Genomic DNA, 21155 nt, shown 5'->3' with positions numbered 1-21155 from the left:
TGCCTCCTAGTTTTTATACTTTTTCCATACTTTTAAAAGCAAATCTTTAAATAATTTTTTTTCATTGTCAGCCAGAGGGGATAAAACCTCATATTCTGTCTGTACTAAAACCTGTTTGCATGATGACAGTACATCGCTGCCTTTTTCAGTAAGGATTAGGCTGTATGCCCTGCGATCACTTGCGTTTTTTGTCCTTTCCACAAAGCCTGAAGCTTCTAAATGGTCAACATGGCTCACCATTGTCGTACGGTCGATCTGCAGTTGTTCAGAAATCAGTTTTTGAGAAGAAAAAGGGTTTTCTTCAATAAATACAAGTACTCCGAATTGCCTGGCATTCAAGCTATACGGAGCGAGAACATCAGCAAATTGATCCTCCATTTGCTGAAGAACCTTTCCTAGCAAAAATCCGTAAAATTGACTTAACTGTTTCAAAAATCATCACCACCTAAAATAATCACCAAACAATATAGTCAGTATAACTGATTATATTTTTGAACGCAAGCCTTCTTGTTTTCGTTTGTTAATTTAATTAATTAACCGTGGTACAATAAAACCTACGATATGGTGTAAATGGAGGATTTCACATGCAACGCGGTACATTTCAATTAATGAAATCGGTGAACAAATCGATCATTCTTAATAAAATCAGAACTTCAGAGCCGATTTCGAGAGCCGAGATCGCCAAGGAAACAAAGATTACCCCTCCCACGGTCTCAAGCATTGTCAAAGAGTTGATCGAACAAGGGCTCGTGAAAGAAAGCACGCTCGGCCATTCGAGCGGCGGAAGGAAGCCGACAATGCTGCACATCAACACAGGTGCCTATTATGTCATTGGCATTGATGCCGGGCCTGAGACGGTGGAGTGCATCTTAACCGATTTAGCCGGAGGGATACTGCAGCGGACATCCAGCCTGCTGAAAAAACCGCTGACAAACGAGACGTTCATTGATGTTTTAAAAGAAAATGTTTATGCGATTTTGGGACGGGCCGATGTCAATCAGGAAAAGATCATCGGGATCGGCATCGCAATGCACGGGGTCGTCGATGCTGAAACGGGAATGTCACGCATCGCCCCGATTTTAAACCTAACCAATATTCCCATTAAAGATGTGCTGGAACAAGAATTCAACTTAACGGTCAGAGTTGAAAACGATGCCAGGGCGATGGCGCTTGGCGAATCGTGGTTCGGCGGCTGCGATGATGCAGGCAGTATGGCGGCCGTAAACGTCGGCCACGGTGTCGGTGCGGGGATTGTCATCAACGGAAAACTGTACCATGGAGCGGAAGGAATCGCAGGGGAACTGGGCCATATGATCATTGATATTAATGGAGAAAAGTGCGAGTGCGGCAACCGGGGCTGCCTGCAGACGATTGTGAGCGGCAAAGCGATTGCCAAGCGGGGAAACAAACGGTTAAAAGAAAGTCCGGACAGCCTGACAGCCAAAGATTTGTTTGAAATGGCCGAGAACGGCTGCCAAACGTGTATCGAACTCTTTCGGGAAACCGGTGTGATCATCGGAATCGGGCTGACCAACTTCATTCATCTTGTCAATCCGGGCAAAATCGTGCTGGGCGGCGGAGTGATGAAAGGCGGGAGGTTCATATTGCCGGCGATACGAGAAACGATACAGCAGAAAGCCTTAACAGCCGAAGCGAGGCAGACAGAGGTGACGATAACGAAGCTCGGCGATGAAGCGACGCTTTACGGAGCCGTTTCATTGCTGTTGGCGGAGCTGTTTGATCCGGTGTTAAAATAAGCCTTTTTTTCGCCTGTTTTAACACCGGTGAAGCCTTACCCCTGACGATTGACCGTGTGGATGAAGCGCATGAAAGCTTCGCGGTTTTTGAATACCCCGGCATCCTCAAGGGCTTTAACAAATTTCCGGCCAAGTTCTTTTCGTACAATTGATTCAGCATGCTTCGGCCCGGACGGCTCTCCGTATTCGGTTTTGAGCTGTTCGGCCCATTCCCGGTGATGCGCTTCAACGGCATCTGACTGACCGAGCAGGAATTCTTGGACACCTGCCAGTTCGGTCTTTAAGCGGGGAGGAAGAACGGCCAGGCCCATCACTTCAATTAAGCCGATATTTTCTTTCTTAATATGGTGAACGTCAGCATGCGGGTGGAATATGCCGTATGGATGCTCGGCAGATGTCCGGTTGTTTCTGAGCACAAGGTCGATTTCAAAAACACCGCTCATGTTTCTTGCAATAGGCGTAATCGTGTTATGAGGCGTTTCATCAGTAAAAGCCGTAATATCCGCTTGTTGATCCGAGTAGTTTTTCCAAGTCTGAAAAATATGATCCGCCGCATCGACAAGGCTGTTGATCGCCGTTCCTTTCAAGCGGATGACAGACATCGGCCATTTTAAAACAGAGGCTTCGATGTCCGGATGCTGTTTGATTTGAAAGGAGAACGCGTCTTCTGCGCGCGTCATCGCAAACTCATATCGTCCGGTCTGATAATGGTCATGGCTTAAAATAGACCCGCCGACGATCGGCAAATCGGCATTCGATCCGATAAAATAATGCGGAAACAGCTCTGTAAAAACAAGCAGCCTGTGAAAGGCAAGCTTATCAATTTTCATCGGCCGATGCTGCTCAGAAAATAAAATGCTGTGCTCGTTATAGTACGCATATGGAGAATATTGAAAATACCAGTTTTCTCCGGCGAGCGGGACTTTAATTATCCTGTGGTTCGCCCGGGCGGGATACCCGATTCGTCCTGCATACCCTTCGTTTTCTTTGCACAGCAGGCATGTCGGATAGCTGCGTGCTCGTTTTGCAGCGGCGCGCTCCCGTTTGATTTGCTCAGGGTCTTTTTCCGGCTTTGACAAATTGATCGTAATATCCATTGTGCCGTAAGGTGTATCCGTCTGATACGAAATATTTCTTTCAATTCGTTTCGTCTGGATATAGTTGCTGTTTTTGCTGAGCTGATAAAAATAGTCGGTGGCCTCCAGCGGCGATTGCTCGTATTTTTGCTGAAACACGGCATTGATGACAGAAGGTCTTGCAACAAAGCAGTTCATCACATTTGCCGCCAGCATGTCTTTCGCGTCTAAATTGTCGGTTATAACGCCGTGTTCGACTGCATAGGCTACGAGTTTTTCCAAAAGGTCTGGGATGGAGTCGCCGGAAGCCGCAGGGGCTTCTTCGGGAAACGAGTCCAGACCCAGCAGATGCATCACTTGGTTGCGTGCGTAGTTCACGTCAGCCGGTTCGATTAACCCTGTTTCAAGCGCTTTTTGAATGAGTCCGGCTATGTCTTGTTCAATCATGATGACACTTCCTTCCTGTACCCGTTTGGATGTGAGGAATGCCACTTCCAGGCGTCTTCAATGATCTTTGCTACAGAAGTGCGCGAAGGCCTCCAGCCCAGGACTTGCTTTGCTTTGTCAGAGCCGGCAATCAGGATGCTCGGGTCGCCGGCTCTGCGTTTGCCGATCTCGGCGGGAATGTCTTTCCCGGTGACCTTTCTCGCCGCATCAATCATTTCTTTCACCGAAAATCCTTCGCTGCTGCCGAGGTTGAATATATCGCTTTTGCCGCCTTCTCTTAAATAGTCCAGTGCCGACAGATGAGCGTCAATCAGGTCTTCAACATGAACATAGTCGCGGATGCACGTGCCGTCTGGCGTATCATAGTCATCCCCGAAAATCGTAATGTGCGGTCTTTGTCCGAGAGCGGTTTGCAGGATGATGGGGACCAGGTGTGTTTCCGGATGGTGGTCTTCTCCGATCTCTCCATTTTCTCTTGCTCCTGCGACATTGAAGTACCTGAGAGACACAAAGCTGATCCCATGGGCTTCTTCAGTCCGCTTCATGAGCTTCTCCATGATCAGTTTCGTTTCCCCGTAGGTGCTTGTCGGCCGCGTCGGCATGTCTTCTGTGATCGGCACCGATTCAGGCTCTCCGTAGACGGCCGCCGTCGAGGAGAATACGATTTTTTTCACATCGTGCTCGAGCATCGTCTGAAGCAAAACCTGGGTCCCGGATACATTGTTGTCGTAGTATTTAAGCGGATCTTTCATCGATTCGCCGACAAGTGAACTGGCGGCGAAGTGGATCACTTCTTCAATACGTTCTTTTTCGAAAACAGTGCGGAGGAAGTCGCGATCGCGCACATCCCCTTCATAAAAGGCCGCATCGGGATGTATCGCCTGCCTTTGGCCGGTCTCAAGGTTGTCAACGACAACGACGGTTTCACCCCTGTCTATTAATTGATACACGGCGTGTGAACCGATATAGCCGGCACCGCCCAAAACCAACACACTCATATCCATTCTCCTTTCTATATTTCTTTGGCGCCGTCGCCTATCGTCGCAGTATAAAAAGCGGCATCATAGCCAACCGTTTCGCGGTAGACGGCATTCACGCGTTTTTTAAAGCTGTCTGTCCGGTCTTTTTCCACAATCGCAATCGCACAGCCGCCGAACCCGGCGCCGGTCATGCGGGCACCCAGGACTCCGTCTTGTTCCCAAGCCGCCTGGACAATGGTATCAAGCTCCAGCCCTGTCACTTCATAATCATCCCTTAAAGACACATGAGATTCATTCATCAGCTTGCCGAACCCGACGAGGTCGTCCTCGCGAAGTTTTTCCAGCGCTTTCATCGTCCGGGCATTTTCGTACACCGCATGCTTGGCGCGTTTTCGATTGATTTCATCTCGGATAAGGTGCTGATGAGCTTCAAATGCTTCCGTCGTCATTTCGCCCAGGCTTGCAATCGATAACTCCTTCTGCAGATCGCGGAGCGCCTCTTCGCATTGGGCGCGCCTTTCATTATATTTAGATCCGGCCAGCGCCCGCTGTTTGTTTGTATTGATGATGATCACATCGTGTTCCTTCAACACGAAGGGTGCGTATGTGTAATGAAGTGTTTGGCAGTCTAACAAAATCGCGTGATCCTTTTTCCCCATGCCGATCGCGAATTGGTCCATAATGCCGCTGCCTACGCCGATGTATTCGTTTTCGACTTTTTGTCCGAGCTTCACCATGGAGATCGTGTCTGTCTGCAAACCATAAAGCCCTTTTAACAGAACGCCTGTCGCAAGCTCAATCGATGCGGAAGAAGAGAGGCCCGCCCCGTGCGGGATATTTCCGTAATACAAAATATCGGCGCCGTGAACGATTTGATGGCCTGCCGCTTTCATCAAAAGGAACATTCCTTTCGGATAGTTGGCCCAGCCGTCAGACTGATCAAAGGCTAAATCGCTCAAGCTGCATTCAATTATGCCTTTGTCAGGGAAGTTCTTTGAATAGAAACGGATCATTTGATCATCTCGTTTCACGCCAAGGGCATAGGTGCCAAATGAAATCGAAGCGGGGAAAACATGCCCTCCATTATAATCCGTGTGTTCGCCGATTAAGTTGATTCTTCCTGGAGCAAAAAAGGTTCGCGGTGTCTTTTCTGTCTTGAAAATAGAACGAAAGTCGTCTAATAAAGCGGCTGCAGTATTCATATATCCTCCCATTCGTTTGACGTGCAGACTTAATAAATTAATTTAATTAAGTTTAGACTCAGTTTACTACGGGTTTTCAATTGGTGCAATAAAAAGTGTTTTTTCAAATGAAGCGTTTTCATGTAAAATCCTTATTGGCAGGGATAGGGCAATCAGCACTTGACTTTTACGACAATCAACGTTAAATTAGTAAAATATTTTACTAAAAATATGAAAGATGTTCATATGGAGGTTTTGCAATCGTGGCGACGATAAAAGATGTTGCAGAAAAGGCGGGGTATTCCATCTCGACGGTTTCCCGCGTATTGAATAACGACGAAAGCCTGTCCGTACCCGATGAGACGCGGGAGAAAATATTTGAAGTGGCGGAAAGCCTGAACTACCGCAAAAAAACGATCAGAACACTGGTAAAAAACATCGCGTTTCTGTACTGGCTGACGGATAAAGAAGAGCTCGAAGACGTGTATTTTAAAACGATGAGGCTGGAAATCGAGAAGCTCGCAAAGCAATTCAACGTTGAACTGACAACGTATAAAATTTCGGGCGGCATTGACGCCATCCCCGAAAACATTGAAGGATTCATTGCGGTGGGATCATTTTCAGATGATGAATTAACCCGGTTAAGGCAGATGACGCCTCACGGAGTATTTATCGATTCGACGCCGGATCCGGAACATTTTGATTCAGTCAGGCCGGACTTAAAGCAGATGACGAGGAAAACGGTGGACTTTCTTATTGAAAAAGGGCATGAAAAGATCGGCTTTATCGGAGGCACGTACCACAATCCTAATACCGATAAAGACGAAATGGACGTAAGGGAACGAACGTTTCGCGATTATATGAGGGAAAAAGGGCTCTTGGAGGAAGACTTTATTTTTTGCCGCAGGGGATTTTCGGTGGAAAACGGCTACCATCTGATGGATAAAGCGGTTGAAACATTAGGCGAAAAGCTGCCGACGGCCTTCTTTACAGCGGCGGATCCGATTGCTGTAGGCTGCCTTCAGGCCTTAAATGAGAGAGGGGTCGCCATCCCGGGCAGGGTAAGCGTCATCAGTATCAACAACATCAGTGTGGCGAAATATGTATCTCCGCCGCTGACGACATTCCATATCGACATTCAAGAACTTTGCAAAAACGCCATTGAATTGCTTCTTGAACAAATACTTAAAAAGAGAAAAGCTGTAAAAACGCTATATATCGGTGCAGAACTGGTGGTCAGGAAAAGCACCAATTAAAAAAAGGCGCGGGCTGTTCATAAGCCGCGCCTTTTTCGTAAAACATTTTACTGTAGTAAGTAAAATAATTGTTTACACTTTTTCTTAGACATGCTATATTGTTTTTGTAAAACGCTTTCAATCCAATAAAAGGAATGAGACAAATGATGAATATGAAAAAATATGTTGGAATCAGCAGTGTGATTGCTCTCAGTTTGTCTTTAACTGCCTGCGGACCTAAAGAGAGCAGCAATGAAACATCAGGCTCGAAGCAAAAGGAACTCGTGATCTGGGAAGATAAAGAAAAAAGCGAAGGCATTAAAGATGCCGTCGCCCAGTTTGAAAAAGAGCACGGCGTATCTGTCAAAGTCGTCGAAAAGCCTTACGCAAAGCAGATCGAAGACTTGCGGATGGATGGACCGGCAGGAACGGGGCCTGATGTGTTAACGATGCCTGGAGATCAAATCGGAACAGCGGTAACGGAAGGTTTGATCAAGGAATTAAAGGTGGACAAAGAGATCCAATCGATCTATACGGAACCGGCAATGAGATCCCAGGTGACAAACGGTAAGGTCTACGGCCTGCCGAAAGCGGTCGAAACGACGATGCTCTACTATAATAAAGATTTGATTTCTGAAAAAGAACTGCCGAAAACGCTGGATGAATGGTATGAGTATTCGAAAAAAACGGCTGACGGCAAAAAATTCGGCTTCCTGGCGCTGTTTGACCAGATTTATTATGCGCAGAGCGTCATGGGAGGATACGGCGGCTACATTTTTAAAAGCGATGCAGACGGCACTTATGATCCGGCTGATCTCGGCTTGAATAACAAAGGTGCAGTCGAAGGAGCCGAGTACATTCAGAAGTTTTATCAAGAAGGGCTGTTCCCTGCCGGAATTATTGGGGAGCAGGGCATCAATGTGCTGGAATCGCTGTTTACGGAAGGAAAAGCAGCAGCGATCATTTCTGGTCCGTGGAATCTGGAACCGTTCAAAAAAGCGGGTATCAACTACGGGGTTGCCAAGCTGCCTAAGCTGTCCAACGGCAAACATATGAGTTCTTTTGTCGGCGTGAAGAGCTACAATGTAAGCGCTTATTCGAAGAATGCCGATCTAGCGGAAGAATTAGCCGTCTTTCTCGCCAATAAAGAAAATTCAAAGAAGAGATATGAGATCACAAAAGAAGTTCCCGCTGTCAAAGAACTGGCGGATGATCCTGCCGTCACAAAAAGCGAAGCGGCTCAAGCCGTTGCTGAACAATCTCAGTACTCAGAGTTGACGCCGAATATTCCTGAGATGAATGAAGTGTGGACGCCGGCGGATGCGGCTCTGCAAACGATCGCAACCGGAAAAGCCGAACCGAAAAAAGCGCTTGATCAAGCAGCGGAAACGATACAAGGACAGATCAAAGCGAAGCACAGCGGCAGCAAATAAGCCGCAGCATTGGTGTCAAACTTGTCTTAAGTTTGGCGCCATTTATGATCAGGACGTCCATATAAAGAGGTGAAAGAGAAGGTGCAGCATCGCAAAAAAGCTTTACTATTATCAGTTATTCCCGGTTTGGGCCAATTCTACAATAAACAATGGATAAAGGGTCTGTTATTCCTTCTTTTAGGCGTCTCGTTCTTTGCGGTTTTTGGCGATTTGCTGAATATGGGGCTGTGGGGCCTGTTTACGCTTGGAACCGAAGTGCCGCGCGATAACTCGATTTTTCTATTGGCAGAAGGCATCATTGCCGTGATTGTCACCTGTTTTGGGCTGGCTGTCTATTACGCCAATTTGCGGGACGCCTACCAAAACGGAAAGCGGCGCGATGAACAAAAGGAGCTCAGTTCACTCAAGGAACAATATCATAACTTAATGGCTCAGGGATATCCGTATCTCATCAGCGGACCATCACTGTTCATTCTGATTTTTGCCGTTGTTTTTCCGATTTTGTTCAGCTTTGCATTAGCTTTTACAAATTATAACCTCTACCATTCTCCGCCTGCCCACCTTGTCGATTGGGTAGGGCTTAAAACGTTTGCCGACATTTTCACCGTTGATATTTGGCGGTCGACCTTTTTGGATGTTCTAGCTTGGACCATTGTCTGGACGCTTGTCGCTTCCACGCTCCAAGTCGGGTTGGGCATTTTGTTGGCGGTTGTCGTCAATCAGAAGGAAGTTCGCTTCAAGAAATTTTTCCGGACGATTCTGGTCTTGCCTTGGGCCGTGCCCGGTTTTGTTACCATTCTTGTATTTGCCGGCCTCTTTAATGACAGCTTCGGTGCTTTCAATCATCAAATCCTCGCTGCATTCGGCATCGATCCGATTCCTTGGATGACGAATGCTAATTGGACGAAGCTGGCGCTTATCCTCATGCAGGGGTGGCTCGGTTTTCCTTATGTGTTCATTGTGACGACCGGTGTTCTGCAGTCGATTCCGGACGACCTGTATGAAGCGGCGACAATTGACGGTGCGTCCGCGTTTTCGAAATTCAGGCATATCACAATGCCGCTGATTTTAATCGCAATGGCGCCGATTATCATCACGCAATTCACTTTTAACTTTAATAACTTCAACATTATCTATCTATTTAATGGAGGCGGTCCGGCTGTTCCCGGGTCAACAGCGGGAGGAACCGACATTCTGGTGTCCTGGATTTACAAATTGACGATGCAGTCGAGCCAGTACTCTTTAGCCGCCGCATTGACGATCCTGCTGTCGGTCTTTGTCATCTCGATCGCGCTGTGGCAGTTCAGACGGACAAATTCTTTCAAAGAGGGGGCTTAACATATGAAGAAAAGAAGATTCTTTCGGCTCCTTCTGACCTATTCTCTGTTGGTTTTTATGACAGCCGTAATCATATATCCTCTGCTTTGGACGGTGGGAGCCAGCTTTAATCCCGGCAACAGTTTGGTCAGTACTTCTATCATTCCGGCAAATCCGACATTGGATCACTATAGAGATTTATTCGCCGGAAAAGAGAGCCTTCAATACGGGCAATGGTATATAAACTCGCTGAAAATCAGCATCTTTACGATGATCGGATCGATCATCAGCGTTTCTTTTACAGCTTATGCTTTTTCACGGTTTCGTTTTAAAGGTAGAAAAAACGCTTTAGTTTTATTCATGCTGCTGCAAATGATTCCTCAATTTTCGGCTTTGGTTGCACTCTTCGTTTTAGCGCAGATGCTGGGCATGATGAACAGCCATTGGCTCCTGATTTTGCTGTACATCGGCGGACTTATACCGATGAACACGTATTTGATGAAAGGGTATATGGACTCCATTCCCATCGATTTGGATGAGAGCGCTAAGATTGACGGCGCCAGCAATACAAGAATTTTTCTGCAGATTATTATGCCGCTATCCAAACCGATGATCGCGGTCGTCGCCATGAACGGATTCACCGGACCGCTCGGGGATTTTGTTTTGTCTTCGACGATATTGCGGACGCCGGAGTCGTATACATTGCCGATCGGTTTATACAATTTAGTCAATGAAGTGATGGGGGCCAGCTATACGACATTTGCCGCCGGCGCCATTTTGATCAGCATTCCGGTAGCCGTCATCTTTATCATGCTGCAAAAGAACTTTGTATCAGGGTTGACGGCAGGCGGAACGAAAGGATAGTCCGAGAAGAATATGGTCTGAAAAAGGAGAGTATTATGCCAAAAATTTATACGACACAAGCAAAATACATGCTTCACGGGGGAGACTACAATCCGGATCAGTGGCTTGACCGTCCGGATATTCTTGCAGATGACATCAAGCTGATGAAGCTTGCCCATACGAATACATTTTCAGTGGGGATTTTTTCATGGAGCGCTCTTGAGCCGGAGGAAGGCGTCTATACGTTTGAATGGCTGGATGATATGTTTGAGAGCATTCACCGGAACGGCGGACGGATGATATTGGCGACACCGAGCGGCGCCCGTCCTGCTTGGCTGTCGCAAAAGTATCCGGAAGTGCTGCGGGTGAATGCGGAACGTGTCAAACAGCTGCATGGCGGAAGGCACAATCATTGCTTCACTTCATACGTATACCGTGAAAAAACGAGAAAGATCAACCGCTTGCTGGCGGAAAGGTACGGCAGCCATCCTGCCCTTTTGATGTGGCATGTCTCCAACGAATACGGAGGAGAATGCCATTGTGATCAATGTCAGCACGCCTTCAGAGACTGGTTGAAAAAGAAGTACGACGATGATCTTAAATCTTTGAATGATGCATGGTGGACGCCTTTTTGGAGCCACACCTTCAACGATTGGTCACAGATTGAATCGCCGTCTCCGATCGGTGAAAATGCGGTGCACGGCTTAAATTTGGACTGGCGCCGTTTCGTCACTGACCAGACGATCTCATTCTTTCAAAATGAAATCGTTCCATTGAAGGAAATCACGCCGAATATTCCGATCACGACCAACTTTATGGCTGACACGCATGATCTCATTCCATTTCAAGGGCTGGACTACAGCAAGTTTGCCAAGCATCTGGATGTGATCAGCTGGGACGCGTATCCCGCCTGGCACAATGATTGGGAAAGCACAGCTGATTTGGCCATGAAAGTCGGCTTTATCAATGATTTGTACCGCAGCCTGAAACAGCAGCCGTTTCTTTTAATGGAATCGACGCCAAGCGCTGTCAATTGGCACGATTTTAATAAAGCGAAACGGCCGGGCATGCACCTCCTGTCTTCGATGCAGATGATCGCCCACGGATCTGACAGCATCCTCTATTTTCAATGGCGGAAATCACGCGGCTCATCGGAAAAATTTCACGGTGCGGTTGTGGGCCATGACAATTGTTCTGAGAACCGCGTATTTAAAGAAGTGGCAAAAGTGGGGCAAACCCTTGAAGAGCTGTCTGAACTTGTCGGAACGACCCGGCCCGCGGATGTCGCGATTCTCTATGATTGGGAAACCCATTGGGCGCTCGAAGATGCGCAAGGTTTCGGGAAGAAAACCAAGCGGTATCCCCAAACGTTGCACGAGCACTACCGCGCGTTTTGGGAGCGTGATATTCCAGTCGACGTGATTACAAAGGAACAGGATTTTTCGCCGTACCGGCTGCTGATCGTTCCGATGCTTTACTTAGCAAGCGAAGAAACAGTCGCGCGTTTAAAAGCCTTTGCTGCAAACGGGGGCACATTGGTGATGACGTATATGAGCGGAATCGTCAACGAATATGACCTGACCTATTTAGGCGGATGGCCGCAAGATCTGCAAGAGATGTTTGGCGTGGAGCCTGTTGAAACCGATACGCTCTATCCTGGCGACAAAAATGCGGTTCGTTATCAAAACCGGTCGTATGAGCTGAAAGATTATGCGACCGTGCTGAAGGTGGATACGGCAAATCCTGTGGGATTCTATGAGGACGATTTTTATGCGGACACGCCGGCTGTTACAAGCCATTCATACAAACAGGGGAAGACGTACTATATCGGTGCGCGATTAAGCAGCCAATTTCATCGGGATTTTTATAAAACATTGATCAAAGAGCTAGCGATTGAACCGGCTTTTGACGTGAAACATCAGCCTGGTGTCTCCGTTCAAGTCAGACGGGATGAAGAAAATGATTATATTTTCATCATGAATTTCACAGAAAAACGCCAGCCCGTCGTGTTGGAGTCGGCCGTTAAAGATATGCTGAGCGGAGAAACGCTGACCGGGGAAATCGCATTGGAAAAATATGAAGCCAGAATAGCGGTAAAAACAAAAAAATAAGCCTGGGGGACATCCGCTTTGAAAGTGGATGTTTCTCTTGCTGAAATAATTAAAGCGTTTTCCTATTTAGTGTGTGCCAATCATGAAAGGGGAGAAGCGGGATTCATGAAAAACGCGGTGGCTGTTTTTGTGGTGTTGATTTTTATTTTGGGCGCATTCGGAACCAGGGGTCCGGCGGAAGCCGTCAGAGGTTCCAGGGCGGCAGAAAGCGGTCTTTTTGTCGAAAAGGTTTCAGGTCTTCACAAGGATTTTATAAAAGGGGTTGATGTTTCGAGCATCATCGCTTTGGAAGAGAGCGGCGTCGCCTTTTACAATGAATCCGGAAAGAAACAGGATATATTCAAAACGCTGAAGGAAGCAGGCGTCAATTATGTCCGGGTGCGCATCTGGAATAATCCCTATGATGCCAACGGCAATGGCTATGGAGGGGGCAATAATGATCTGAAAAAAGCGATTCAGATCGGAAAACGGGCCACTGCCAACGGAATGAAGCTGCTGGCGGATTTCCACTATTCCGATTTCTGGGCGGACCCGGCGAAACAGAAAGCGCCAAAAGCATGGGCGAACTTAAGTTTTGAAGATAAAAAAACGGCGCTTTACCAATATACAAAACAAAGCCTTAAAGCGATGAAAGCAGCGGGCATCAACGTCGGCATGGTGCAGGTCGGAAACGAAACAAACGGGGGCCTTGCCGGTGAAACGGACTGGGCGAAGATGAGCCAATTGTTCAACGCCGGGAGTCAAGCCGTCCGGGAGACGGATTCGAAAATTTTAATCGCCTTGCATTTTACCAATCCGGAGACGTCAGGCAGGTACGCTTGGATTGCCGAGACGCTTCACCGGCACCATGTAGACTATGATGTGTTTGCAAGCTCGTATTATCCGTTTTGGCATGGCACACTGAAGAATCTAACATCTGTCCTGACATCAGTCGCGGACACGTACGGCAAAAAGGTCATGGTTGCCGAGACATCTTATACGTATACGGCTGAAGACGGAGACGGACACGAAAATACAGCCCCTAAAAACGGTCAAACGCTCAATTATCCTGTCAGCGTTCAAGGGCAGGCGAACGCGGTCCGTGATGTGATTCAAGCGGTCAGCGATGTAGGAAAAGCCGGAATCGGCGTTTTCTATTGGGAACCGGCGTGGATTCCGGTAGGACCGGCACACCAGCTTGAGAAAAATAAAACGCTTTGGGAGACATACGGATCAGGCTGGGCCACAAGCTATGCCGCTGAATATGACCCGGAAGACGCAGGAAAGTGGTTTGGCGGCAGCGCCGTAGACAATCAGGCATTGTTTGATTTTAAAGGACGTCCATTGCCGTCTCTGAATGTGTTTAAGTATGTAGATACGGGAACACCATTCAAAAATTGACTTGCAGCTGAATTCTCGGATGAAGGCGAACGCCGTTTGCCGGAAAGCGGTTTAAAGCAGAATGAAAAAAGGCCGGATGATATCCGGCTTTTTTTCGTGAAAGGACAGTCAGAAAGCGTAATTAAAATTTTTCCATATTGACAGAGAGATAGAGTCCGCTTAACCAGCGATTACCGTTTGAAATGCATCTTCTACAGATACGTATTCATATCCAAGGTCGCGCGCGACGGCCTTGTAGGTGATGCTTCCGTTTGCAACATTGACGCCGAGAGCGAGCGCCTGATTTTCGGAGACTGCTTGTTCAACGCCTTTATTTGCGATTTGCAAAGCGTAAGGCATAGTGACGTTTGTTAAGCCGATCGTTGATGTACGGGGAACGGCTCCCGGCATATTGGCGACCGCATAATGGACAACGCCGTGCTTTGTATAAGTCGGATCGTCATGCGTGGTGATTTTATCAACCGTTTCAATAATGCCGCCCTGGTCAATCGCCACGTCTACAACAACTGAGCCTGGGGACATCGACTGAATCATCTCTTCTGTGACAAGCTTCGGCGCTTTTGCACCAGGGATTAAGACGGCGCCGATGACAAGGTCAGAGTCTTTTACGGCTTCCGCAATGTTGAGCGGGTTGGACATAAGCGTTTGAATGTCTTTGCCGAACTGGTCATCGAGCTGACGGAGGCGCTCAGCGCTCAAATCGATCAAAGTGACGTCAGCGCCAAGTCCGACAGCGATTTTGGCAGCGTTCGTACCGACCACTCCGCCGCCGATGATCGTGACTTTGCCGCGTTTTACACCAGGTACGCCCGATAACAGGATGCCTTTGCCGCCTTTTGATTTCTCAAGAAATTGCGCGCCGATCTGTGAAGCCATTCGTCCGGCGACTTCACTCATTGGAGTCAGGAGCGGAAGCGTCCGGTTCACTTCGACCGTTTCGTATGCGATGGCTGTGACGCCGCTGTCCACAAGCGCTTTCGCAAGCTTAGGTTCAGCTGCTAAGTGCAGATACGTAAATAAAACAAGTCCTTTTCGGAAATAGCCGTATTCAGAGCTGATCGGCTCTTTCACCTTCATGACCATATCCGCTTTTGCCCATACATCCTTCGCTTCAACCAAAATCTCCGCTCCCGCGGCTTTGTAGTCGGCATCCTCAAAGCCGCTTCCAAGTCCGGCTCCCTGTTCGATTAAAACTTGATGACCGCTTTTTTTTAGCGCGACTACGCCGGCCGGCGTAATGGCTACACGGTTCTCGTTGTTTTTAATTTCTTTCGGAATTCCAATGATCATGATGTCGTCCCCCTCAAATGAAATATGATTCTATCGCTAGTATAAATCTCTGAATCGGGAAGAGCATCGTGTGTAAAATTAAAAATGTAAGCGCTTTTTTGTGGAATTTAACAAATTGGTGAACGTTGAATAAGGTGAAAGGCTTGATCAGATAAGTTATCAATTAAAATTTTTTCTTTAAAAAATAGCTTTGTTAAAAAAACAAATGTAAGCGATTACATTTTGTGTTGTTTCACAAACATAACCATTTTTCGTTGTGATAGAATATCTCTTGCAGCTATGAAAGCGTTATCTTTGTTGGGAGTGAGTCATATGGATATCTTAGAAATACTAGGCAAGATTAATAAGGTATTATGGGGGCCGCCCAGTTTAATTTTATTATTTGGGACAGGCTTATTTTTAACGATTGTTTTAAAAGGACTGCAATTTCGCCGTCTGATCTATGCATTTAAGATCGGATTTGGCAAGGAAGATAGCAAAGACGCGGCTGCCGAAGGGGATGTGAGCCATTTTAAAGCTTTAATGACAGCGCTTGCCGCCACGATCGGAAACGGAAATATCGCAGGTGTCGCGACGGCATTGACACTCGGCGGACCGGGTTCGATCTTCTGGATGTGGGTTGTCGGGCTGTTGGGCATGGCAACGAAATATGCGGAAGCCTTGCTTGCTGTTAAATTCCGCGTGAAAAATGAAAAAGGGGAATATTCGAGCGGGCCGATGTATTATATTGAACGCGGACTCGGCCGCAGATTTAAAGGACTCGCCATCGCTTTTGCGCTGTTTGGCGCTTTTGCCGCTTTGGGGATAGGCAACAGCGTCCAATCCAATACGATTGCCGATATTACAAAGAACAGCTTCGGTATTGAAAACTGGGTGACAGGGCTGATTCTGGTTATTCTCGTAAGCGTCATTATCTTCGGCGGGATCCAGCGGATCAGTACCGTTGCCAGCTTCTTTGTGCCGATCATGGCTTTTCTTTACATGGGCGGGGCGATTTTGATTCTGATTTTGAATTATGACAAGATTATTCCGGCTTTTGAGCTGATTTTCTATTATGCTTTCCACCCTGTTGCAGCGGCCGGCGGTTTCCTTGGAATTGCCGTATCTGAAGCCGTTCGGAACGGGGTATCCCGCGGTATTTTTTCAAACGAAGCAGGCCTTGGTACGGCCGCGCTTATCGCCGGAAACGCGCGTGCAGACCATCCGGTAAAACAGGCGCTCGTCGCAATGACCGGGACATTTATCGTTACGATCGTGGTGTGTACGATGACAGGTTTAACCCTTATCATTACCGGTTTTTGGGACCCGTCTGGCGGCTTGATATCCGGCGCGGCCCATAACGCCAGCCTCGAAGGCGGGGCATTGACGAGCGCGGCTTTTGCCTCGGTCCTCGGCGCGGCAGGAGAATACATTGTGTCGCTGTCGGTGATTTTCTTTGGGTTTTCTACAATTGTCGGCTGGTATGTTTACGGAGAAAAATGCTTCGAGTATTTGGCCGGTTCCAAAGGAATTGCGGGCTACAGGCTGGTCTACATCCTCGCCTGCGGCATCGGGACGGTCGCCAATCTCGTCACCGTCTGGGCATTTGCCGATATGGCGAATGCGCTGATGATGATTCCCAACCTGATCGCCATCCTGCTGCTTTGGAAAGTTATCAAAGCAGAGACAAATGATTATTTTCATCATTTCTATGAACATACCAAATCGGCGGGTCCGCCAAGTAAACCAATTCATTAATCAATCAAAAGCTCTGCCATCCCGGCAGAGCTTTTTCTTTGTTTACAATCATACAAAATCTCAAATTTTGACGAAAAATGTCGATACTATGAAATGAAGAAGATCTTTAATTTGAAAATTGCATTTCATTATTGATGACATAAAGGAGAAAGGATCACCATCATGAAAGTGAAAACAAAACTGCTGGGAATTATATCAATTTTAGTCGTTTCCATCGTTGGAATCGGAGCTTCCTCTGTTTTTATGATTTCTTCTACGGTGAAAAAGAATGAAGAACTCAAGGACAAGATGGAATTTCAAAAAGAGATTAAGCATATTCAATATCGTCTGACCGGCTTGTCGAATGACGAAAGAGGTCTTATTATGACCAGAGACAATGAATACAGCGAAGGAATGAAGGACAAGGCCGACGATGTTTTAAAGAGTCTTGACCGTGCCGGTAAACTGATCCGGGAAGACACATACAAAGCGAACGTCGAGGAAATTAAAGAAAATTTCAATGCTTATTGGGATTTAAATCAACAAGTTATCCAATCTTACGCTTCAAGTTCTAAAAAAGCCGAATCGATCCATTTCGGAGAGGAAAGAACATTAAGAAAAGAAGTCCTCGATCCGTCTGTCAACAAGCTGGTCGAAAGCCTTGAAGAAGAGGTGGAAGATCTGAAAGCAGAGATCAGCGCCAATGGGACGATGAGCGAATGGGTCATCATCACTGTCACAGGAGTATCAGCAATCGTTGGAATTGTTTTGAGTCTGCTGCTCTTGAAGTCTATTCTGGTGCCGTTGAGAAGCCTGAATCAGCAGCTTGGTGACATCGCCCACGGCGAGGCGGATTTAACCAAGAAAGTGCTCGTCAAAAATAAAGACGAGTTCGGCCAGCTTGCCAATTCTTTCAATGCTTTTGTTCAGTCGCTGACGCAAATTGTGAAGCAGATCAGCAGTTCATCTGAGCAAGTCGCCGCATCCTCTGAACAGTTGTCGGCAAGCGCGGAGGAATCGAAATCGACCTCCGAACGGATTTCGGAAGAGATGCAGGCGATTGCCGACAGCAATATGACGCAAAGCGAAATGACAGAAAAAAGCTCTGAATCGATTCATGAATTGCTGGATCGTCTATCATCCGTTGCCTCCAATACAGGCAGCATAGCGGATCTGTCGTCTTCGATGAGAGACAAAGCCGAAATCGGCTCCGAGTCCGTTCATAAAATGCTCGAGCAAATGAATTTCATTGATAAATCCGTCGACTCAGCCGGCAGCGGCCTGGAGGCGCTCGTGTCCAGCACGGCGGAAATCAGCAACATTTCTTCGCTCATCACCGATATTTCGGAGCAGACGAATTTGCTGGCGCTGAACGCGGCAATTGAAGCAGCAAGAGCGGGAGAACAAGGAAAAGGGTTTGCTGTCGTGGCGGAAGAGGTCCGGAAATTGGCGGACGAAACGAATAAGTCGGCGAACCATATTCAATCATTGGTCACAACGATCCAAAATGAATCGGTAGAAACGGTGAATAATATTAAAGTCGTTCAAGAAAATGTCAGCTCCGGAATCGCTCTGTCCCAGGAGACGACCGGCAATTTCACCGAAATTTTGAACTTGGTGGAACAGGTTGCTTCTCAAATCCAAGAAGTTGCAGCTTCTACTCAGCAGCTGACATCAGGTGTCGAAATGGTTCAAAACACCATTCAAACATTAGCTTCTGGATCACAGGAAACGTCGGCTGGCACAAAAGCGGTTGCTTCCTCAACTCAGGAGCAGCTGGCTTCGATGGAAGAAATCTCTTATGCAGCAGAATCGCTGTCTCAATTGGCTGAAGAACTGCAAACCGTCATCAACCGATTTAAATATTAAGCAGAAAACCCCATCAGGCGATGGGGTTTCAGCGTGTCGACAAACCCTCGCATTCGTTGTCAGGCCTGCGCGTCGGTGCTCACGAATTCCAACATTCGCTCCGCTCCGATGCTCGGCCTTCCTAGACTGCAAGGGTTTTCAATCACGCTGAAAGGATGACAAAATCCCAAAACTAAGAGCCGTTTTGGGATTTTGTCAACAATCTGAAACCCCATCAGGCGATGGGGTTTAATTGGTTTTCATGGCGGCTAAGGCGCCCTCGGGGATTTCCTCTTCGTGTATTTCAGTCAAGCTTCCGGCTTTTGTTCCGTACGCCCATACTTTGATGAAAGCGCAGGGACGCAGTTTTTCGTCCGCCTCTGCTTCAATCTGCTGTTTGTGTCCGCTCGCGTCATATCCGGTTAATGTATAGTTGTACTTTCCGTTGTTCAGCTTTTCTGCATGATCTTCGGCTTTGAGATAATAGGCCTCAGGCTTACCCTGGCCTTGTATGAAATCATCGGCCAGGGGCACAAGGCCACCTGTCGCTTTCTGCAGGATAAAAACGCCGGCAACGGCGATCAGAACTGCGGCAATCAGGCCGCCTGCCCGTGTCTTCATATACCTTCTCCTCTTTCATTCAGTTTGTGGATGGTATTATTTTATAAAAAAGGCGCAGGGAGAAGAAATTGATTCATATTACAATACACTTACATGATCGTAAGGTAGGACGAATCGCGGCGGCTTTTGTTTATCAGACCGCTTCGTGTCATAATATATCCAAACAAAAGGAGAGACCGAGATGCAAAAAGTGATGATTGTAGAAGACGACCCGAAGATTGCCGATTTGTTAAAATCGCATATTGTCAAATACGGATACAACGTTCATGTAGTGAAAGACTTTGACCGTGTCATCGATGAGTTCAGAAGCACGGCGCCTGATCTTGTTCTGCTTGATATTAATTTGCCAAGCTTTGACGGCTATTACTGGTGCCGGCAAATCCGCCAGGAATCGATTTGCCCTGTCTTGTTTATTTCGGCACGGACGGGCGAAATGGATCAGGTCATGGCATTGGAAAACGGCGGGGATGACTTTATCACCAAGCCGTTTCACGCCGAGATCGTCATGGCAAAAATACGCAGCCAGCTTCGCCGGGCTTACGGGGAGTATGCGGCAAAGGCAGAGGAACGGCTTCTTGAAAAAGAAGGACTGCGGCTGTATCCGGAAAGACTTGAACTGACATTCGGCGGTCAAACGGCTGCTTTGACGAAAAAAGAAGCCGATATTATCGAAAGCTTAATGGAACGCCATCCGAGGATTTCCGGCCGCGAAGATTTGCTGGCCAAACTGTGGGATGATCAGGCCTATGTGGATGAAAACACGCTTAATGTCAACATTACACGCGTCAGAAAAAAGTTTCAGGAGCTCGGTATTGAAGATGCGGTGGAAACAGTGCGGGGCGCGGGCTACCGCTTAAATGTATCCTGGGTGAAGGCGGGAGAGGAATGAAGCTTTTTTTCAAAGAACACTATTTGTTGATTGCTGTGCAAGTGCTGCAGTTTATCACAATGCTTTCGGTGTACTGGCTTGATGGGTATCAGCACATCAGGCCAGCTTTTTATGCCGTTTTTCTCGGCTTTTTCTTTCTTGGCTGCTATCTTTTCTACCACTACTATACGCGCCGGAAGTTTTACAAACGGATGACGAGCGGGCTGGAATCATTGGATGACACCTTCAGGCAATCGAATCAGCCCCAATCCCCTCTGTCAGAAGCGCTTGAACAGCTGCTGAAAAGCCAGTACAGGCAATACCGTCAAGAATTAAAGAAGCTGGAGCTTGGACAAAAAGAGCATTTGACCTTCATGGATCAATGGGTGCACCAAATGAAGACGCCGCTGTCGGTCATCGAACTGACGGCTCAAAATTTGGATGAACCGGAATCATCAAGCATCCGCGAGGAGACCGAACGGATGAAAACGGGCCTCAATACGATTCTCTATATGGCCAGACTGCGGACGATCGAGCAGGATTTCCGTATAAAACCGGTCGCATTGGCGGATATCGTTCACGAGGTCAATCGTGAAAACAAGCGTTTCTATATTCGCAGTCAAGTTTATCCTAAGTTCAAGGAAGTCAAAAAAGGCATCACCGTCGAAACAGATGAAAAGTGGCTGTTTTTCATCATTTCCCAATTTGTCAACAATGCGGTCAAATATTCGGCGGGAAAAAGCAATACGGTTATGATTTCTATTGGTGAAAACGATTCGGAAGCGGTATTGGAAGTGACAGATTTCGGCGCCGGCATCCCGGATACAGATCAAAAGCGGGTATTCGACCCGTTTTTCACAGGAGAAAACGGACGCCGTTTCAGAGAATCGACCGGAATGGGTCTTTACTTGGCAAAAGCCGCGGCTGACCAGCTCGGCCACCGGATCGAACTTGAATCGCAAGAAGGGAAGGGCACGACAATCCGGCTGATTTTCACGGCTACGCAAAACCTTACATCGATGTAATGAAAGTGAAAGAAGAATCGATAGTTC

Annotated in this window: 17 protein-coding genes; 11 read left to right on the top strand and 6 right to left on the bottom strand. The window is 47.4% G+C overall.

The annotated features are described in order from the left end of the window. Positions 1-6 precede the first annotated feature (6 nt). A complete protein-coding gene (locus QMZ64_RS06045) occupies positions 7-432 on the bottom strand; it encodes a MarR family winged helix-turn-helix transcriptional regulator (RefSeq protein ID WP_265625235.1) in 426 nt (141 codons plus the stop codon). A gap of 152 nt (positions 433-584) precedes the next feature. Between QMZ64_RS06045 and QMZ64_RS06040 the strand changes: the two genes are divergently transcribed. Next, positions 585-1757, top strand: a complete 1173-nt coding sequence (locus QMZ64_RS06040; RefSeq protein WP_265625236.1) for an ROK family transcriptional regulator — start codon at positions 585-587, stop codon at positions 1755-1757. Between the two features lie 35 nt (positions 1758-1792). Here QMZ64_RS06040 and galT read toward each other — a convergent pair whose 3' ends face one another. From galT to QMZ64_RS06025, 3 genes are read right to left on the bottom strand one after another with little or no spacing between them, the layout of a single operon-like run. Next, the gene (gene galT / locus QMZ64_RS06035) at positions 1793-3280 is read right to left on the bottom strand and encodes a UDP-glucose--hexose-1-phosphate uridylyltransferase (protein ID WP_265625237.1); all 1488 of its coding nucleotides are present in this window, start codon (positions 3278-3280) and stop codon (positions 1793-1795) included. Beyond that, complete coding sequence (gene galE, locus QMZ64_RS06030) at positions 3277-4278, bottom strand: UDP-glucose 4-epimerase GalE (RefSeq protein WP_265625238.1); 1002 nt, start codon at positions 4276-4278, stop codon at positions 3277-3279. Before galE ends, galT begins: the two co-directional genes overlap by 4 nt. 14 nt (positions 4279-4292) lie before the next feature. Further along, complete coding sequence (locus QMZ64_RS06025; RefSeq protein WP_265625239.1) at positions 4293-5462, bottom strand: galactokinase; 1170 nt, start codon at positions 5460-5462, stop codon at positions 4293-4295. A 242-nt stretch (positions 5463-5704) separates the two neighbouring features. Between QMZ64_RS06025 and QMZ64_RS06020 the strand changes: the two genes are divergently transcribed. The 6 genes from QMZ64_RS06020 (at position 5705) to ganB (ending at position 13760) form a co-directional block, all read left to right on the top strand. Further along, positions 5705-6697: a galactan degradation operon transcriptional regulator GanR gene (locus QMZ64_RS06020; RefSeq protein WP_265625240.1), complete on the top strand. Its 993-nt coding sequence runs from the start codon at positions 5705-5707 to the stop codon at positions 6695-6697. Between the two features lie 143 nt (positions 6698-6840). Next, positions 6841-8109, top strand: coding sequence for an arabinogalactan oligomer ABC transporter substrate-binding protein GanS (gene ganS / locus QMZ64_RS06015; protein WP_265625241.1), 1269 nt, complete (start codon positions 6841-6843; stop codon positions 8107-8109). An 81-nt stretch (positions 8110-8190) separates the two neighbouring features. Then, positions 8191-9447 carry a galactooligosaccharide ABC transporter permease GanP gene (gene ganP, locus QMZ64_RS06010; protein ID WP_265625242.1) on the top strand — a complete coding sequence of 419 codons (1257 nt, stop codon included), beginning with the start codon at positions 8191-8193 and terminating at the stop codon, positions 9445-9447. Positions 9448-9450: 3 nt separating this feature from the next. Further along, complete coding sequence (gene ganQ / locus QMZ64_RS06005) at positions 9451-10290, top strand: galactooligosaccharide ABC transporter permease GanQ (protein ID WP_265625243.1); 840 nt, start codon at positions 9451-9453, stop codon at positions 10288-10290. Between the two features lie 35 nt (positions 10291-10325). Then, entirely contained in the window at positions 10326-12380 is a 2055-nt protein-coding gene (locus tag QMZ64_RS06000) for a beta-galactosidase GanA (protein ID WP_301441187.1), read from the top strand. Between the two features lie 105 nt (positions 12381-12485). After that, complete coding sequence (ganB, locus tag QMZ64_RS05995; protein ID WP_265627881.1) at positions 12486-13760, top strand: arabinogalactan endo-beta-1,4-galactanase; 1275 nt, start codon at positions 12486-12488, stop codon at positions 13758-13760. A gap of 159 nt (positions 13761-13919) precedes the next feature. Here the strand turns inward: ganB and ald are convergent, their stop codons facing one another. Continuing rightward, positions 13920-15050, bottom strand: coding sequence for an alanine dehydrogenase (ald, locus tag QMZ64_RS05990; RefSeq protein WP_265625244.1), 1131 nt, complete (start codon positions 15048-15050; stop codon positions 13920-13922). Positions 15051-15362: 312 nt separating this feature from the next. On the opposite strand from ald, the gene QMZ64_RS05985 reads away from it, so the two are divergent. Beyond that, positions 15363-16787, top strand: a complete 1425-nt coding sequence (locus QMZ64_RS05985) for an alanine/glycine:cation symporter family protein (protein WP_075751748.1) — start codon at positions 15363-15365, stop codon at positions 16785-16787. A gap of 162 nt (positions 16788-16949) precedes the next feature. Beyond that, a complete protein-coding gene (locus tag QMZ64_RS05980; RefSeq protein ID WP_265625245.1) occupies positions 16950-18635 on the top strand; it encodes a methyl-accepting chemotaxis protein in 1686 nt (561 codons plus the stop codon). Positions 18636-18863: 228 nt separating this feature from the next. Here QMZ64_RS05980 and QMZ64_RS05975 read toward each other — a convergent pair whose 3' ends face one another. After that, a complete protein-coding gene (locus QMZ64_RS05975; protein ID WP_265625246.1) occupies positions 18864-19235 on the bottom strand; it encodes a YxeA family protein in 372 nt (123 codons plus the stop codon). A gap of 181 nt (positions 19236-19416) precedes the next feature. Here QMZ64_RS05975 and QMZ64_RS05970 point away from each other — a divergent pair, with 181 nt between their 5' ends. Next, positions 19417-20124 carry a response regulator transcription factor gene (locus QMZ64_RS05970; RefSeq protein WP_065643488.1) on the top strand — a complete coding sequence of 236 codons (708 nt, stop codon included), beginning with the start codon at positions 19417-19419 and terminating at the stop codon, positions 20122-20124. Continuing rightward, complete coding sequence (locus QMZ64_RS05965; protein WP_265625247.1) at positions 20121-21128, top strand: sensor histidine kinase; 1008 nt, start codon at positions 20121-20123, stop codon at positions 21126-21128. The genes QMZ64_RS05970 and QMZ64_RS05965 overlap by 4 nt, the downstream gene beginning before the upstream one ends. The last annotated feature ends 27 nt before the right edge of the window (positions 21129-21155 follow it).

The organism is Bacillus sp. LB7, from assembly GCF_030449715.1.
GTDB lineage: Bacteria > Bacillota > Bacilli > Bacillales > Bacillaceae > Bacillus > Bacillus paralicheniformis.
This window is presented reverse-complemented; position numbering and strand designations above follow the sequence as displayed.